Genomic DNA, 16836 nt, shown 5'->3' on the forward strand with positions numbered 1-16836 from the left:
CATTCGGCACCGGGCTGCGCGACCGCCTGCGCGCCCTGAACTGAAAGGCACCCCCCGAAATGAGCCGCACGATCCCCCGCACGATCCCCCGTACCGCCCTACTGGCGGCCCTCAGTCTCGTCACGGCCGCCGGCGCCACCGCCACCGTGTTCGGTACCAGCGCCGGAGCCGCCACCGCCGGCTGCAAGGTCGAGTACCAGATCACCAACCAGTGGAACAACGGCTTCGGCACCAACGTGACCGTCACCAACACCGGTGACCCGGTCGCCTCCTGGACCCTGGAGTGGTCGTACGCGAACGGCCAGCAGGTCACCCAGGGCTGGAATGCCACCATCACCCAGTCCGGCGCCGCGGTCACCGCGAAGAGCATGTCCTACAACGGGTCGCTGGCCACGGGCGGTTCGACCTCCTTCGGCTTCAACGGCTCGCACACCGGCACGAACGCGGTCCCCGCGACGTTCAAGCTCAACGGCGTCACCTGCAACGGTGCGACCGACCCGACCCAGCCACCGACCACTCCCCCGACGACCCCTCCCACCACACCGCCCACGACGCCGCCGACCACGCCTCCGCCCACCGGCGGGAAGGTCGACAACCCCTACGCCGGCGCCAAGATGTACGTGAACCCCGAGTGGTCCGCCCATGCCGCCGCCGAACCGGGCGGCAGCAGGGTGTCCAACCAGCCCACCGCCGTCTGGCTGGACCGCATCGCCCTCGTCACGGGCACGAGCGGCACGATGGGTCTGCGCGACCACCTCAACGCGGCCCTGACGCAGAAGGGAAGCGGCGAACTCGTCGTCCAGCTGGTGATCTACAACCTGCCGGGACGTGACTGCTCCGCGCTCGCCTCCAACGGCGAACTGGGCCCCACCGAGATCGACAAGTACAAGACGCAGTACATCGACCCGATCGCCGCGATCCTCGCCGAACCCAAGTACGCAGGGCTGCGGATCGTCACCACCGTCGAGATCGACTCACTGCCGAACCTGGTCACCAACGTCTCCGGCCGCCCCACCGCCACCGCCAACTGCGACGTGATGAAGACCAACGGCAACTACATCAAGGGCGTCGGCTACGCCCTGAACAAGCTCGGCTCGATCGCCAACGTCTACAACTACGTCGACGCCGGCCACCACGGCTGGCTCGGCTGGGACGACAACCTCGGCGCCTCCGCCGAGATGTTCAAGCAGGCCGCGACCGCCGAGGGCTCCACGCTCTCCAACGTGCACGGCTTCATCGTCAACACCGCCAACTACAGCGCCCTGAAGGAGGACAACTTCAAGATCGACGACTCCGTCAACGGCACCTCCGTGCGCCAGTCGAAGTGGGTCGACTGGAACCGCTACACCGACGAACTGTCCTACGCCCAAGGCATGCGGACCAAGCTGGTCTCCCTGGGCTTCGACGCCAACATCGGCATGCTCATCGACACCTCCCGCAACGGCTGGGGCGGCACCGCCCGCCCGACCGGACCGGGCGCGCTGACGAGCGTGGACACCTACGTCAACGGCGGCCGCTACGACCGGCGCATCCACCTCGGCAACTGGTGCAACCAGTCGGGCGCGGGGCTCGGCGAACGACCGCAAGCGGCTCCGGCCGCCGGCATCGACGCCTACGTGTGGATCAAGCCCCCGGGCGAGTCCGACGGGGCGAGCAAGGAGATCCCGAACAACGAGGGCAAGGGCTTCGACCGGATGTGCGACCCCACCTACACGGGCAACGCCCGCAACGGCAACAGCATGTCGGGCTCCCTCCCGAACGCACCGCTCGCGGGCCAGTGGTTCTCCGCACAGTTCCAGGAGCTCATGAAGAACGCCTACCCGGCACTGTGACGCACCGCCCGTAAGAAGCCCGGAGCGGTACGGAATCCAGCTTCCGTCCCGCTCCGGGCCCCGTACTCCCCCTTCTGCCCGGAACCCGGCCTTCTCGGGGGCCCGGCACCGCAGCGGACCGCTCAGGAGGATTCCCGCACGACCAGTTCCGTCGGAAGCACCCGGCTCGGCCCGTCGTCCTTCCCCTGCCCCGGGGCGCCACCGGCCCGGGACCCTTCCGTGATCTGGTGGAGCAGCAGCCGGGTCATCGTGCGGCCCATCTCCTCGATCGGCTGGCGCACGCTCGTCAGCGGCGGATCCATCAGCCGGGCCACCACCGAATCGTCCACGCCGACCAGGGCCACGTCCTCGGGGACCCGCCGCCCCGCCTCGCGCAGCACCCCGCGGGCACCGGCCGCCATCACGTCGGAGCCGGCGAAGACCGCGTCCAGACCGGGATCGCGGTCCAGGAGCTCGCGCATCGCCCGGCGGCCGCCCTCCTCGGTGAAGTCCCCGGTCGCCACGAGCGACTCGTCGGGTGCGAGGCCCGCCTCGGCGAGCCCCGCGCGGTAGCCGCCGAGGCGGGCGCGGGCCACGTACATGTCGAGGGGGCCGCTGATGGTCGCGATCCGGCTGCGGCCCCGGCCCACGAGGTGTGCGACGGCCGCGCGTCCGGCTCCGATGTTGTCGGAGTCCACGTAGTCGACCGGCTCGGCCTCGGAGCGCCGGCCGTTCATGACGACGGGCAGCCCGAGCTTCGCGATCCGGTCGGGCAGCGGGTCGTCGCCGTGGACGGACGCCAGCAGCACGCCGTCGACCCGCTGGGCGGCCAGGTAGTGCTCGAACCGCTGGCGCTCGGCCTCGGTGCGGACCAGGGTGAGGAGCAGCTGTTTGTCGGCTTCGGCGAGTTCGGCGCTGACCCCTCTGATCAGGTCGAGGAAGTAGGGCTCCGAGAAGACCCTGGCCTCGGTCTCCGGGATGACCAGGGCGACCGCGTCGGTCCGGTTGCCGGCCAGCGCCCTGGCCGCCTGGTTGGGGACGTACCCCAGCTCGGCGATGGCGCGGGCGACGGCCGCTCTGGCCTGCTCGCTCACCCGGGGCGAGCCGTTGATGACCCGGGAGACCGTACCCCGGCCGACGCCGGCCAGGGCCGCGACCTCTTCCAGGGTGGGCCTGCCGTTCTGCCGTCCGCTCACGACTTTCGAACTCCCCTCGTATGCCGTCTCGTGTGCCGCCGTATTGCCGTCTCGTATTGCCGTCGAGCTCCGCGCCGGGCGCCGGCCCGGTCGGCTGAGCAGGTACTTTGGATCAATCGGGCAAGACAGTGGACCCCACCCCGTCGCTGCGGCACACGTTACGCCGGTGAAGGATATGGGAGCGCTCCCACACTAGCCTCGATTCCCTCACTCCGCCACGAGCGCGTTCACCACCCGAAGGGCCGCATCCGGAAACGGGGCTCCGAGGCGCGGCGTGACCCCGTCCCGCTTCGAATTCGCGTTCATCTCTTGACACCCGCCCCCATGAGGCAGCAACCTTCCGGCAGCGACGTGGGAGCGCTCCCATTCAGGGGTGCGACAACGGCCTTCACCATCGGGTCCGGGCGGGCCCCTCGCCGAGCCGCGAACACCCCGCCGGACCCTCCTGGCGCACAGCGAGCACCACCTTGGACGAGGAGAGTTCAATGCGCACTTCCAGCAGCAGACGCGGACGCCGTACCGCGATCAACGCAATCGCCGCAGCCGTCGCCGCCGTGACCGGCGCGGCCCTGCTCACCGGTTGCGGCGACGAAGGCTCCGGCGGCGACGGCGGCACTGCCGCCAAGGAGCAGATCACGCTGCGGATCGGCACCTTCGGTTCCTTCGGCTACGACGACGCGACCGGGGCCAAGCTCTACGCCGAGTACACGAAGACCCACCCGAACATCAAGATCGAAGAGTCGAACGTCGCCGACGGCCAGAAGTACTGGGACACGCTCAAGCTGCGCCTCTCCCGCGACAGCGGCCTCGCGGACATCCAGGCCCTGGAGGTGGGCTACATCGCGGAGGCGACCGGTTCCGCCATGGCGGACAAGTGGACCGACCTCGGCAAGACCGGTGGTGCGGACGTCGGCGCGTTCCTCGACTGGAAGGTCAAGCAGGCGACCACGGCTGACGGCAAGGTCATCGGCCTCGGTACGGACATAGGCCCGATGGCCATCTGCTACAACAAGGACCTCTTCGCCAAGGCCGGTCTGCCGACCGAGCGCACCGAAGTCGCGAAGCTGTGGGCGGGCGACTGGGCGAAGTTCATCGCCACCGGCGAGACGTACAAGAAGAGCGCCCCGGAGGGGACCTCCTTCCACGACTCCGCGAGCGGTCTGTTCAACGCGGTGATCTCCAGCGAGCCGGTGCAGTACGCGAACGCCAAGGGCGAGCTGGACTACGAGAACAGCCCGGGCGTGAAGAAGGCCTGGGACACCGCCGTGGCAGCGGCGAAGGGCGAACTCACGGGGAAGTTGCGCCAGTTCGACGAGAAGGGCACCTGGAACGCGGCCTTCAAGAACTCGAAGTTCGCCACGGTCGCCTGCCCGAGCTGGATGACGGGCATCATCAAGGAGCAGGCGGGGCCGGAGAACCAGGGGAAGTGGGACATCGCCGCGCCGCCCGTGGCCGGCAACTGGGGCGGTTCGTTCCTCGCCGTTCCGAAGTCGGGCAAGCACACCAAGGAGGCGGCCGAGCTCGCCGCATGGCTCACCGCACCGGCGCAGCACGCCAAGGTGTTCGCCGTGAACGGCAACATCCCCTCCTCCAAGGACACCCTCAGCTCCCCGGCGGTGCAGGACGCCAAGCTGGCGTACTTCGGGGACACCCCGGTCGGGAAGATCTACTCGGAGGCCGCGGCCGGCATCACGCCCGCCCCGATCAGCCGCTGGGACGGACAGGTGAAGACCTTCCTCACCGACAACGGGATCCTCGACATCGAGCAGCGCGGTACCGACCCGGCGAAGGCCTGGGAGAACGTCAAGAAGCTGGTCGACGACAAGATCGACCAGTAACGGCGGCAGTGTGACGGCCCGCCGCCACCCCGCCGGCCTCCCTGCGGGTGGCGGCGGGCCGTCGACCCTCCGCCCCCACCGCACCGACCCCACCGCACCACTGCACGCATCGACCTGGAAGGAAGCCCCCGTGGCCACCTCCGTACGGGCGACGGGTGGCGGCTCCGCGCCGCCCGCCGCACAAGCCCCGGGCTCCAGCGCCGGCCCCGGCACCCCGAGGCAGCGGCCCCCGGGCCGGAGCGGTTGGCGCAGCACGCTCTACCGCCTCGATCTGAAGGCGGTCCCCTACGTCTTCGTCGCCCCCTTCTTCCTCACCTTCGCCGCCTTCGGGCTGTTCCCCCTGATCTATACGGGCTGGCTCTCGCTCCACCGGGTGGAACTCGGCGGCAGCGCGCAGTGGAAGGGTCTGGAGAACTACCGTTCCCTGGCCACCAGCGAGTTCTTCTGGAACGCCCTCGCCAACACCTTCACCATCGGCGTGATCTCCACCGTCCCCCAGCTGCTGATGGCCCTCGGCCTGGCCCACCTGCTCAACTACAAGCTCCGTGGCCGCGGTTTCTTCCGCGTCGCGGTCCTCGCCCCGTACGCCACCTCGATCGCGGCGGCGACGCTCGTCTTCGCCCAGCTCTTCAACACCGACTACGGCCTGATCAACACGGTCCTGGGCTGGGTCGGCTTCGAGCCGGTCGCCTGGGAATCCTCCAAGTGGCCTGCTCAGATCGCGATTTCGGTGATCGTGACCTGGCGCTGGACCGGCTACAACGCGCTCATCTACCTGGCCGCGATGCAAGCCGTACCGCAGGACCTCTACGAGGCCGCGGCGCTGGACGGGGCCTCGCGGTGGCGCCAGTTCCTCTCCGTGACGATCCCCTCGATCCGGCCGACGATCCTCTTCACCGTCATCGTCTCGACGATCGGCGCCACCCAGCTCTTCGGCGAGCCGATGCTCTTCGGCGGCAGCGTCGGCATCAGCGGAGGCAGCGGGAACCAGTTCCAGACGCTGAGCCTGCTCATGTACGAGAAGGGCTGGGTGACCGGCGCGCTGGGCCAGGCCTCCGCCATCGCGTGGGTGATGCTCCTGCTCCTCCTGCTCATCGGCGGAGTCCAGGCACTGATCTCCCGCTCGAACCACAAGCGCAGCCAACGCAACCGCAGTAGCGGCCGCTCCGGCCGCATCCGCACGAAGGCGGGGAGCTGAACCCATGGCCCGCACACTCGACAGCACCACCGCCGGGACGCCGCGCGCAAGGCGTCTTCGCTCGTCGGCCGGCCGGCAGCACCACGCGGGACCGCTCACCTACGTCCTGCTGGGACTGGCCGCCCTCGTCTCCCTCTTCCCGCTGTACTGGAACCTCGTCGCCGCCTCCCACACGGGCGAGCGCGTGGTCAAGGCTCCGGCGCCGCTGCTGCCGGGCCCCCGGCTCTTCGACAACCTCGCCTTCGCCTGGAACCAGGTCGACATGGGCGAGGCACTGGTCAACACGACCATCGTTGCCGGGCTCGTGGCCCTGTCCACCGTCCTGTTCTCCACCCTGGCCGGCTTCGCCTTCGCCAAACTGCCCTTCAAGGGCCGGGGCGCCCTGCTGGCACTGGTGGTGGCGACCATGACGATCCCGCCGCAGCTCAGCGTCATCCCGCTCTACCAGATCATCACCGACCTCGGCTGGGTCGATCAGCTCCAGTCGGTCGTCCTGCCCTCCCTGGTCGCGGCTTTCGGCGTGTTCTTCATGCGCCAGTACCTCATCGAGGCGCTGCCGGTGGAACTCGTCGAGGCGGCCAGGGTGGACGGCGCGCACAGCCTGCGCATCATCTGGCACGTGGTCTTCCCGGTGGCCCGGCCCGCGATGGCGGTCCTGGGAATGCTCGTCTTCGTGCAGGCCTGGAACGACTTCTTCTGGCCCTTCATCGCCCTGACCCCCGACGGGAATCCGACCCTTCAGGTCGCCCTGGCCGGTCTCGGCGCGGGAAACCACACCGTCGACCAGGCCGTCGTCCTGACCGGCGCGCTCATCTCCACGCTGCCGCTGCTGCTGGTCTTCGCCGTGCTCGGCAAGCACATCGTGGGCGGCATCACCGCCGGCGCCGTCAAGAACTGACGACCGGACGAAGGGTTCACCGGGGAACGGCCGACCCCGCCTCCCGGTCACGGCCCCGGCCCTGACCCCGCCGCATCCGGCACGACTTCATCCACACTCACGTTGGGAGCGCTCTCCTATGACCGCGTCCGAGACCCGGCCACTCACGGCCGCCCGTACCTTCCCGCCCGATTTCCTGTGGGGCACGGCCACCGCCGCGTACCAGATCGAGGGCGCCGCCGGGGAAGACGGCCGGACCCCGTCCATCTGGGACACCTTCTCCCACACCCCCGGCAGGGTCTTCGAAGGCCACACCGGGGACGTGGCGGTGGACCACTACCACCGCTTCCCCGAGGACGTCCGGCTGATGTCCGAACTCGGCCTGGGCGCCTACCGGTTCTCCGTGTCCTGGTCCCGGGTCCAGCCGACCGGCCGGGGCCCCGCGGTCCAGAAGGGCCTCGACTTCTACCGCAAGCTGGTGGACGAGCTGCTGGCCGCCGGCGTCGAACCCGCCCTCACCCTCTACCACTGGGACCTCCCCCAGCACTTGGAGGACGCGGGGGGCTGGCCCGAGCGCGCGACCGCCGAGCGGTTCGCCGAGTACGCGGGCCTCGTCGCGGACGCCCTCGGCGACCGGGTCAAGCGCTGGATCACGCTCAACGAGCCCTGGTGCAGCGCGTTCCTCGGCTACGGCTCCGGCGTCCACGCCCCGGGCCGGACCGATCCGGTCGCCGCCCTGCGCGCGGCCCATCACCTCAACCTCGGTCACGGCCTCGCCGTCCGGGCCCTGCGGGCCGCGCTGCCCGGGGAAGCACAGATCGCGGTCTCCCTCAACCTCCACGAAGTCCGACCGCTGACCCCCTCGGCCGAGGACCTGGACGCGGCCCGGCGCATCGACGCCGTCGGCAACCGGATCTGGCTCGGACCGATGCTGGAGGGCGCCTACCCCGAGGACCTGCTCGTCGACACCGCGCACCTGACCGACTGGTCCTTCGTCCGGGACGGCGACACCGCCATGGTGCACCAGCCCCTGGACCTCCTCGCCGTCAACTACTACACCCCCACGGTCGTCTCGCACATGGCGCCGGGGGCGCAGAAGCCGCAGGACGACGGGCACGGCAACAGCGAGCACTCGCCCTGGCCCGGCGCGGACGAGGTCGCCTTCCACCGGGCGCCGGGTGAACGTACGGCGATGGGCTGGCCGGTGGATCCGAGCGCCCTGTACGACCTGCTGACGCGGACCGCGGCCCGGTACCCCGGCCTGCCGCTCGTCATCAGTGAGAACGGCGCCGCGTACGAGGACGAGGTCCGTCCGGACGGTACGGTCCACGACCCGCAGCGGGCCGCCTACATCCATGCCCACCTCGACGCCGTGCACCGGGCGATCGCCGACGGGGTGGACGTGCGCGGCTACTTCCTCTGGTCCCTGCTCGACAACTTCGAGTGGTCCTACGGCTACGCCAAACGGTTCGGCGCCGTCCACGTCGACTACGACACCCTCAAGCGCACGCCCAAGTCGAGCGCGCGCTGGTACGCCCGCGTGGCACGGACGGGAGAGCTGCACGCTCCTGGCGACGCGTAGCCCACGGCGCCGCACCGGTTGGCATCCTCGGTAGCGTGGGCACCTGCCGCATGGGGTGTCCATGGGTCCGGCCGGTCCCTGCGGGGGCTTGCCGTTGGAGAGTGACGAGGCTGCGATGAGTGAACTGACGAAGCCCGAGGTCGAGGTTCCGGAGGGTGCGGCTCCTGCCGAGCTGACCATCCGGGACCTGGTCGTCGGGGATGGGGCCGAGGTCAAGCCGGGCATGGTGGTCAGGGTCCATTACGTCGGGGTGACCTTCGAGACCGGGAAGGAGTTCGATGCCTCCTGGGACCGGGGCGAGCCGTACAAGTTCGCCCTGGGCAGCGGCAAGGTCATCAAGGGCTGGGACCGGGGGGTGCGGGGGATGAAGGTCGGCGGTCGGCGCGAGATCATCGTTCCCCCGCGCCTCGGCTACGGCAATCAGTCGCCCTCGCGGTTGATCCCGGCGGGCTCGACCCTGGTCTTCGTGGTGGACCTGCTGGACTCGTATTCCAGCACCACCGGGTGGAGCAACTCCTAGTGGCTCCTACGCGGGGAATCTTACGGACTGCTCCCAGACCGTGAGGAACGACAGCCGCAAGCAGCCTGCGAGCGCCGGGTGTTCGATGTACAGGGCGGTGGTGGCGCGGGTCTCGGCCATCGGGTCGGGCATGTCGCACAGGACGAGTGAGGCGTCGGCGACGATCAGCTTCATCGGGAGCTCCGGGGCGAAGCGCGCTTCCTCGCCCGCTTCGCCGAACCGGCGCACGTTCTCCAGCACCTCCGCGTCGCCGAGCGCGTCGTGGGTGTAGACGGCGCGGGCCGTACCGCCGGCGCGACGCAGTCGGTGGACCGCCTCGACTCCCTCGCTGTTGGCCGCGGGTGCCACGAAGGGCGGCTTGCAGAAGCTGAGCAGCTCGTGGGTGGCCTGCTCCTGGATGGTCGCGAACCGTTCGGCGATCGCCTTGGGGTCGCGCAGCACTTCGATGTAGTCGAGCGGGTCGGTGTGGGTCCGTCCGGCGGTCCAGACCGGGGTCAGCGCCGCGGCGAGGGCGGCCGAGGCCTGGTCCAGCCGCTCCAGCGACTCCCTCTGGAGGGTCATCAGCCGGGTGAGGGCGAGCTCGGGTGCCACGGCGGAGAAGGCCGCCACGCGCCCGGGGCGCGGGATGGCCAGGCGCCTGCGCACCAGCGCGTCGAGCACGTCGTAGACCCGCTGGCGGGGGACGTCCGCGGCGCGGGCGACCTCCGCCGCGGTGTACGACTCCCGCCTCACCAGGGTGAGGTAGACCCGTGCCTCGTAGCGGGAAAGACCAAGCCCCACAAGGTCGTTGACCGCAGCATCGTCCAACTTCATGGCAGCACACGCTATACCCGGAGTTCACTGACCGAGAGCAATCCTTTGCACTCGGCGGGTATTCCCTTGGGCCTGCTCCTCACTACCTTCGTCGATGGCCACCACTGAACGTGGTGACAGTCGGCAGCAACGTCGGCAGCGATGCCGGAAGTGATGTCGGCAGTGATGTCCGCACCAATGAACCCGCGCCACCCGTCGCCCGCGGCGCCCCTCTCTTTGACATGTCATGACCATGCCATTTCGTGGGGGCCACATCCCGCGCCGCGGTGATCCAACCCCCCATGGAGGGCAGTTCATTGCAATCGAAACCCACCAGCCGCGCCAGAAACCTGACGCGTCGCGCCGCCACCGCCGCGTTCTCGGCCGCGGCGCTGATATCCGGCGGCTTACTCGCACTCGCCCCGCCGTCGGCGGCCTCGACCGCGCCCACCACTCCCGCCGCCACCGCCGTGCACACCCAGCGGCTCTGCTCGGAGCCCGCCAAGGCCGGTTTCATGGCCTGCCACGCACTGGCCCGCACCGACCTCAAGCAGCAGCTCAGCCTCGCCCCGAACCTCCTGCCGTCCGGCTACGGCCCCACCGATCTGCAGGGCGCGTACGCCCTTCCGGCCACGGCCGGCGCCGGGGCGACGGTCGCCATCATCGACGCCTACGACGACCCGAACGCCGAGTCCGACCTGGCGACGTACCGCTCCCAGTACGGGCTCCCGGCCTGCACCACCGCCAACGGCTGCTTCAAGAAGGTCGACCAGAACGGCGGCACCAACTACCCGACGGCCGACTCCGGTTGGGCGGGCGAGATCTCCCTCGACGTGGACATGGTCAGCGCCGTCTGCCCGCAGTGCCACATCCTGCTCGTCGAGGCGAACCAGCCGTCCATGGCCGACCTGGGCACGGCCGTGAACCGCGCGGTGACCATGGGGGCCAAGTACGTCTCCAACAGCTACGGCGGCGGCGAGGACTCCACCGACGCGAGCTCCGACGCCTCGTACTTCAACCACCCCGGCGTCGCGATCACCGTCAGCTCCGGTGACAGCGGCTACGGGGTCGAGTACCCGGCGGCCTCCCAGTACGTCACCTCCGTGGGCGGCACCTCGCTGAGCCGCGCCGGCGGCACCACGCGCGGCTGGTCCGAGGCCGTCTGGGGCACCACCTCCGGCGGCAACGGCGCCGGTTCGGGCTGCTCGGGCTTCACCACCAAGCCGTCCTGGCAGACCGACAGCGGCTGCGCCAAGCGCACCGTCGCGGACGTCTCGGCGGTCGCCGACCCGGCCACCGGCCTCGCCGTCTACGACAGCTACCAGGCCAGCGGCTGGAACGTCTACGGCGGCACCAGCGCCTCCGCGCCGATCATCGCCTCCGTCTACGCCCTCGCCGGAACCCCGGGCGCGGGCAGCTACCCGTCCTCGTACCCGTACGCCCACGCCTCCTCGCTCAACGACGTGACCAGCGGCGCCAACGGCTCCTGCGGCAGCAGCTACCTCTGCACCGCCAAGTCCGGCTACGACGGCCCGACCGGCCTCGGCACCCCCAACGGCGTCGCGGCCTTCACGGGCGGCTCCACCGGCGGGAACACCGTCACCGTGACCAACCCCGGCAGCCGCAGCACCACCGTCAACACCGCCGCCTCCCTCCAGATCCAGGCCACCGACTCCGCGAGCGGCCAGACCCTCGCCTACAGCGCCACCGGACTCCCGCCGGGGCTGTCCGTCAACGCCTCGACCGGCCTGATCAGCGGCACCCCGACCACCGCGGGCAGCTACAACGTGACGGTCACGGCCAAGGACACCACCAACGCCGTCGGCAGCGCCTCCTTCACCTGGACGGTCACCCCGACCGGCGGCGGCTGCGTCCCCGGACAGCTCCTCGGGAACGCGGGCTTCGAAACCGGCACCGCCAGCCCCTGGACCGCCAGCACCGGGGTGGTCGACAACGGCAGCGGCGAGGCCGCCCACTCCGGCTCCTGGAAGGCCTGGCTGAACGGATACGGCTCCACGCACACCGACTCGCTCTCCCAGACGGTGACGCTCGCCGCCGGCTGCCACGCCACCCTCAGCTACTACCTGCACATCGACACCGCGGAGACGACCACCACCACCGCCTACGACAAGCTGACGGTGCAGGCCAACTCCACCACCCTGGCCTCGTACTCCAACCTCAACAAGAACACCGGCTACGTCCAGAAGTCCTTCGACCTGTCCGCCTTCGCGGGGCAGACGGTGACGGTCAAGTTCACCGGCACCGAGGACTCCAGCCTGCAGACCTCGTTCGTCATCGACGACACCGCGGTCACCACCAACTGACGCGCTGACGCGCACAGGAAGGGGACGGGCCCGGACCGCGGTCATCGGTCCGGGCCCGTCCGGCCGTGGGGCGTCCGGCTACGAGGATTCAGCGGACCACCACCGTGACCTGCCAGGCCGCCATCGCGAGGCAGCTCACCCCGCCGGGCCGGGCCGGCTCCGGACAGGCCCTGACGGCGGACTTCAGCACGGCCGTACCGGGCGACACGCCCCGGAACACCAGGCCCGAGCCCTCGTCCTCGGCCAGCGCCGTCCCGGACACGCTCACCGTGGCAGCGGGCGTCCCCCGTAGCGACACCCGGACACTGCCGTGCCGGTCGAGGCAGATCCGGCGGCCGTTGTCCGCTTCGGTGACGGTCACCTCGGTGCCGGACACGTCCGTGCCGTGCGCGCAGTCATCGCCGGCGGGGGCCACGACTCCACCCGTCGGCCGAACCGTGGCCCCCGGCCCGGGGGCCGACGCTCCGGAGCCGCAGCCGACCGCGAACACCAGCACCGCGAGAACAGTCCCCGCTCGTCCACGCATCGCATGACCTCCATGCCCCCGCACCGGACTACCGGGTCGGCGATGGGACGCGGTCCGTACGATCCCGGTTCCCTGTTCCACGCCCGCGCTCGCCCGGTGTATTCCGGGAACTGCCCTACGCCCGCCACCATTGACGTGTATGTGTCATTCTCCGGGCTCGCCGTGAGTCCGGAGAGCAGGGCGGGAGCGGGAGCGGTCGACGTGAGCCTCATCGAACAGGAGCAGCCCCTGCTCCACAGGTTACGCACGCAGGACCGGGCGGCGCTGTTGGCTCTCGGCGTACCGCGCGGCTACGGGCCCGGCGCGGTCATCCTGCCGGAGCGGGCCACCAGTTCCCATGTCGTGGCGATCACCGGCGGCTGGGCGGTGGTGTCCGTGACCACCGGGCGCGGCAACCGCCTCATCCTCGCCCTGCGCGGCGCCGGTGAGCTGGTGGGCGAGCTCGCCGCCATGGACCTGCGGCCGCGCAGCGCCACCGTGGCGGCCCTGGGACCGGTGGCCGCCGTGGTGATCCCGGGCGACCGGTTCCGCGGCTTCCTCGCCGCCAGCCCGACCACCAGCGCCCTGGTCCTGCGCCAGCTCAGCTCGCGGCTGCGCAGCTCCGACGGCGAACGCCGCTCGCTGGCCTCGGAGAACGTACTCCAGCGACTCGCGGCACGGATCGTCGAACTGGTCGAGCGGACCGGCCGCCGCAACCCCGACGCCACCGTCACCATCGACCTGCCGCTCCCCCAGCACGACCTGGCCGCGTCCGTGGGATCGACCCGCGAGGCGGTGGCCAAGGCCCTGCGGCTGCTGCGCGAGCGGGGCATCGTACGCACGGGTTCGCGGCAGCTGGTGGTCACCGACCTCGAGCCGCTGCGCCTGCTCGCCGGCGGCGGCCCGCCCGTACCGCGCCCGACTGTGTAAACGGCTACATACACCGTGCCCGTGCGCCGCCATCCTGGGCACATCGGGTCGTCGTTCGAGGGGGCGAAGTGAACAGCAGTCACGAAGCGGCCGTACAACGGCTGGTGGTCAGCGTGGACATCATGGGGTCCGGGAGGCTCGACGAGCACGCCAAGATCCTTGCTCGACGCGCGATGTACGCGATCCTCGAAGCGGCCTTCGAGGCGATCGGCCTGCCCGTCGGGATGGTCCACATGGAGGACCGCGGCGACGGGGTGCTGGCCGCGCTGGACCCGGCCGTACCGCCCAAGGCCCTGGTGGGGGTGTGGCTCGAGGAGGTCCACCAGGGATTGCGCGAACACAACCGGGGACGGCTCGCGCCGCTGCGCCTGCGCATCGCCATGCACAGCGGGCCCGTCATCGACGACGGCAGGGGGCTGGTGGGCCGGGCCGTGGACCTGACCTGCCGACTGTGCGACAGCGAGCCGGCGCGGGCGGTACTGGCCGCGGACGAGACGATCGGGCTGGTGTTCGTGGTCTCCGACCTGCTGTACCGCACGGTGGTCTGGGAGGGCGGCCGGTTCGTCGAGCCCGAGTGCTACGCACCGCATCCCGTGCACTTCAAGGAGACGGACGAGACGGCCTGGTTCCACGTCCCCCGCCGGGCCCGGCCGCCGCTGCCGGAGCCCGGTCGGCCGCGGCAGGGGAACGACCGGGGACCGGTCGGGGAGCAGCGGACCGTGGAGCACCGGACCGGGGAGCGGCAGCCGGGGCAGCAGCGCCAGGAGGCGCGGCCCGCGTCGCGGGCGAAGTACGCGATCACCGTGCACGGGCCCAACCAGATCGTGGACGGCGCGGAGGTGCACGGGAACATCACCGGAGCGGCCTTCACGCGCAACGGAAAGGGCGGCGCGAAGGGGGACTGCGAAGATGAGTGACGGAGCAGGGGCCGGCGCCGGTGGCGGCGCACCGGGGGCCGGAGCCCCCGCGGGCGGCAAGGCCGGCGGTGGCGGACCGGGCGCGGGGGGTGCGGGGGGCGCCCCGGGCGGCGACGGCCGCGACTACGGCGCGGCCCGTGGCGGCCCGTTGGGCAACAGGCTGTCGGACGGCGGGTACGACGCCGCGCAGCAGGCCCGCGCCCACTTCTTCGACGTGCACGGGCGCAACGCCGTCGTCGACGGCACCCGGGGCGACGTCCACCTGGGCGATCACCACCACCACTACGACGGGGGGCGGGCCGCGGCCGCCCGGCTGATCACCGGATCGGTGCACCGCGACGAACTCCGCCGGCTCCGGCGGGTGTTCGAGGAGCCGCCCGAGTACGGTGCCGCGCGCACCCGCCTGGAGCGGCAGCGCCTGATCGCGCTGTGCGGCGATCCGGGCAGCGGACGCACGTACACGGCGCTGTCCCTGCTCGACGAGGTCACGCGCGGCCACATCGAGCGGCTGGACCCGCGCACGGAGCTCCACCGCATCGACGGTGCGGACCTCCGGCCGGAGCACGGCTACCTGGTGGAGATCACCGGGGACGGCATGTTCCTCCCCGAGCAGCGACCGGCGGACGAGGACCGTTACGGGCTCCGGGTCCAGCCCGCCGAACCCCCGGCCGAAGTGCACCTGGACCGGCTCGGCTCGCTGCTGGAGCAGCGCGGCGCGTACGCCGTCCTGGTCGTCGAGGCGGGCGGCTTCGCGGACGAACTGCTGCGCGGACGGTACGGCACGCTGTTCCGGCCGCCCTCGGCCGACGGCATGCTGCACAAGCACCTGGTGGCCCTGCTGGGGCACGGCGAGGCGGAGCGGCTGGCGCAGGCCCTGGCCCTGGCGGAGCGGCAGGACGTGGCCGCGGCCCTGGGTCTGGACCTGCTGCGGCCCCACGAGGTCGAGTCGCTGGCGCGGCTCCTCGTCGACCACCTCGCGGGGAAGCTGCCCGAGGAGGAACTGCTGGCCGAGCTGCGGACCTTCGCCGTGCGGCAGGCGCAGGCCTGGTTCGCGGCGCCGGGGCGGGTGCCGCCCCGCAACAGGGCGGCGGTGGCCGCGGCGACGCGGCTGACGGCCTTCCGCACGACGGTGGCGGTGTTCAGCGGTTCGCCGTACAGCGTGGCCGCCGAGGCCGCCGAGCGGCTGGCCTGGGAGTTCGCGGTGGCCATGGACCCCTCGAAGGACCCGGGCCGGACTCTCTTCCACGATCACCAGGACGCCCGCCTGGCGGCCGCCCGGACCGAACTGTTCACCGGGGAGGTCCTGTTCGGCAATCGCCCCCTGGGCGTGCGCAGCGTGCGCCTCCAGGGGCGGGCCCTGCCCTGGGCCGTGCTCTCCAACGCCTGGGACGGCTATCCCAACGTACGCGGGCCCCTGGGCCGCTGGCTGCGGACGCTGTGCGACGACGGCCGACCCGTCGCCTGGGTGCCCGCGGCCCTCACCGTCGGAGCGCTGTGCACGCGCGATCTGACGTTCCTGCTCGAGGAGGTGGTGCTGCCGATGGCGAGCTCGGACTCCCCCGAGCAGCACATGGCCGCGGCCACGGCAGTGGCCCACGCGGCGGCACTGGACGAGACGGTCCGGCCGATCGTGCGCGACATGGTGCGGATCTGGGCGCGCCAGAGCGAGAACGCGGGCCTGCGCAGCACGGCGGCGCTGGTACACGGTTACGGCACCGTCGAGCGGTCCGTCTCCGCCTCCCTCGACGAACTCGGCATCCTGGCCGGGCTCGACGAAGGGGAGCTGCCGACGCCCGCCTCGTACAGCGTGGCCCGGCTGGCCGTCGGAACCCACGGCGCCACCGCGGTGGCACGGCTGGGCACCTGGCTCGGCGACCGCCGCCGCAACCGCCACGACCTGGCCCTGTTCACCGTGGACCGGCTGCTCTGGCAGCGGCCCACCGCCCTGTGGGGCCTGGAGGAGGTCCCCTGGTTCGCCCGGCACGCGGGGCGACCGGTGATCGCCGGCCTCCTCGCCGCAAGGCCGGAGACCACCCGCATGCTGGCGGATCTGGTGTGGACCGGGCTGGACACCGCCCGGTGGCGGGAGGAGCTGGAGTCCTCCCTCACCCTGTGGATGCACGACGCCGACGAAGATCCCGGTTCGCTGGACGTCCTGTGCGGCTTCCTCCCGCATCTGGTGAGCTCGCCGCAGGACATCGATCGGCTACGGAACCTGGTGCGGCGCATGGAGCGCGACCCCGACGAGTCCCTGTCCGAGTCCACTGCCCGGCGACTGTACGAGGCCGTGCCGCGGACCGTGATCATCCCGCCGGGTACCTCCGGCGCCACGAGCTGAGAAGACGG

General features: G+C 71.3%; 13 protein-coding genes. 10 read left to right on the forward strand and 3 right to left on the reverse strand.

Annotated features, from left to right (window positions below):
• Positions 1 to 59 precede the first annotated feature (59 nt).
• A complete protein-coding gene (locus OHU74_RS04530; protein WP_371614696.1) occupies positions 60 to 1832 on the forward strand; it encodes a glycoside hydrolase family 6 protein in 1773 nt (590 codons plus the stop codon).
• 122 nt (positions 1833 to 1954) lie between these two features.
• Here OHU74_RS04530 and OHU74_RS04535 read toward each other — a convergent pair whose 3' ends face one another.
• Positions 1955 to 3007: a LacI family DNA-binding transcriptional regulator gene (locus OHU74_RS04535; RefSeq protein WP_371614697.1), complete on the reverse strand. Its 1053-nt coding sequence runs from the start codon at positions 3005 to 3007 to the stop codon at positions 1955 to 1957.
• Between the two features lie 485 nt (positions 3008 to 3492).
• Here OHU74_RS04535 and OHU74_RS04540 point away from each other — a divergent pair, with 485 nt between their 5' ends.
• From OHU74_RS04540 to OHU74_RS04560, 5 genes are all read left to right on the forward strand, one after another.
• The gene (locus tag OHU74_RS04540) at positions 3493 to 4845 is read left to right on the forward strand and encodes an ABC transporter substrate-binding protein (RefSeq protein WP_371614698.1); all 1353 of its coding nucleotides are present in this window, start codon (positions 3493 to 3495) and stop codon (positions 4843 to 4845) included.
• A gap of 130 nt (positions 4846 to 4975) precedes the next feature.
• Positions 4976 to 6043: a carbohydrate ABC transporter permease gene (locus tag OHU74_RS04545; protein ID WP_371614699.1), complete on the forward strand. Its 1068-nt coding sequence runs from the start codon at positions 4976 to 4978 to the stop codon at positions 6041 to 6043.
• Between the two features lie 4 nt (positions 6044 to 6047).
• Positions 6048 to 6941, forward strand: a complete 894-nt coding sequence (locus tag OHU74_RS04550) for a carbohydrate ABC transporter permease (protein ID WP_371614700.1) — start codon at positions 6048 to 6050, stop codon at positions 6939 to 6941.
• A 118-nt stretch (positions 6942 to 7059) separates the two neighbouring features.
• Positions 7060 to 8502 carry a GH1 family beta-glucosidase gene (locus OHU74_RS04555; protein WP_371614701.1) on the forward strand — a complete coding sequence of 481 codons (1443 nt, stop codon included), beginning with the start codon at positions 7060 to 7062 and terminating at the stop codon, positions 8500 to 8502.
• A gap of 115 nt (positions 8503 to 8617) precedes the next feature.
• On the forward strand, positions 8618 to 9022 hold the full coding sequence (locus OHU74_RS04560) for an FKBP-type peptidyl-prolyl cis-trans isomerase (protein ID WP_371614702.1): 405 nt from the start codon (positions 8618 to 8620) through the stop codon (positions 9020 to 9022).
• A 6-nt stretch (positions 9023 to 9028) separates the two neighbouring features.
• Here OHU74_RS04560 and OHU74_RS04565 read toward each other — a convergent pair whose 3' ends face one another.
• Positions 9029 to 9835, reverse strand: coding sequence for a TrmB family transcriptional regulator (locus OHU74_RS04565; RefSeq protein WP_371614703.1), 807 nt, complete (start codon positions 9833 to 9835; stop codon positions 9029 to 9031).
• A gap of 281 nt (positions 9836 to 10116) precedes the next feature.
• Between OHU74_RS04565 and OHU74_RS04570 the strand changes: the two genes are divergently transcribed.
• Positions 10117 to 12138: a putative Ig domain-containing protein gene (locus tag OHU74_RS04570; RefSeq protein WP_371614704.1), complete on the forward strand. Its 2022-nt coding sequence runs from the start codon at positions 10117 to 10119 to the stop codon at positions 12136 to 12138.
• Between the two features lie 88 nt (positions 12139 to 12226).
• On the opposite strand, the gene OHU74_RS04575 is transcribed toward OHU74_RS04570, so the two are convergent.
• Entirely contained in the window at positions 12227 to 12664 is a 438-nt protein-coding gene (locus OHU74_RS04575; RefSeq protein WP_371614705.1) for a hypothetical protein, read from the reverse strand.
• 201 nt (positions 12665 to 12865) lie between these two features.
• On the opposite strand from OHU74_RS04575, the gene OHU74_RS04580 reads away from it, so the two are divergent.
• The 3 genes from OHU74_RS04580 to OHU74_RS04590 all read left to right on the forward strand — a co-directional run bounded on the left by OHU74_RS04580 (position 12866) and on the right by OHU74_RS04590 (position 16828).
• Complete coding sequence (locus OHU74_RS04580; RefSeq protein WP_371614706.1) at positions 12866 to 13573, forward strand: Crp/Fnr family transcriptional regulator; 708 nt, start codon at positions 12866 to 12868, stop codon at positions 13571 to 13573.
• A 68-nt stretch (positions 13574 to 13641) separates the two neighbouring features.
• Positions 13642 to 14490 (forward strand): hypothetical protein, encoded by an 849-nt coding sequence (locus tag OHU74_RS04585; RefSeq protein ID WP_371614707.1) that lies wholly within the window; start codon positions 13642 to 13644, stop codon positions 14488 to 14490.
• Positions 14483 to 16828, forward strand: coding sequence for a hypothetical protein (locus OHU74_RS04590; protein ID WP_371614708.1), 2346 nt, complete (start codon positions 14483 to 14485; stop codon positions 16826 to 16828). The genes OHU74_RS04585 and OHU74_RS04590 overlap by 8 nt, the downstream gene beginning before the upstream one ends.
• Positions 16829 to 16836 lie beyond the last annotated feature (8 nt).

The sequence above is a fragment of the Streptomyces sp. NBC_00454 genome (genome assembly GCF_041434015.1).
Classification (GTDB): Bacteria; Actinomycetota; Actinomycetes; order Streptomycetales; family Streptomycetaceae; genus Streptomyces.

Coding starts and splice junctions, on each gene's coding strand:
- OHU74_RS04530 (WP_371614696.1), top strand. CDS start 60: ATGAGCCGCACGATCCCCCGCACGATCCCCCGTACCGCCCTACTGGCG.
- OHU74_RS04540 (WP_371614698.1), top strand. CDS start 3,493: ATGCGCACTTCCAGCAGCAGACGCGGACGCCGTACCGCGATCAACGCA.
- OHU74_RS04550 (WP_371614700.1), top strand. CDS start 6,048: ATGGCCCGCACACTCGACAGCACCACCGCCGGGACGCCGCGCGCAAGG.
- OHU74_RS04555 (WP_371614701.1), top strand. CDS start 7,060: ATGACCGCGTCCGAGACCCGGCCACTCACGGCCGCCCGTACCTTCCCG.
- OHU74_RS04560 (WP_371614702.1), top strand. CDS start 8,618: ATGAGTGAACTGACGAAGCCCGAGGTCGAGGTTCCGGAGGGTGCGGCT.
- OHU74_RS04565 (WP_371614703.1), bottom strand. CDS start 9,835: ATGAAGTTGGACGATGCTGCGGTCAACGACCTTGTGGGGCTTGGTCTT.
- OHU74_RS04570 (WP_371614704.1), top strand. CDS start 10,117: ATGGAGGGCAGTTCATTGCAATCGAAACCCACCAGCCGCGCCAGAAAC.
- OHU74_RS04575 (WP_371614705.1), bottom strand. CDS start 12,664: ATGCGTGGACGAGCGGGGACTGTTCTCGCGGTGCTGGTGTTCGCGGTC.
- OHU74_RS04590 (WP_371614708.1), top strand. CDS start 14,483: ATGAGTGACGGAGCAGGGGCCGGCGCCGGTGGCGGCGCACCGGGGGCC.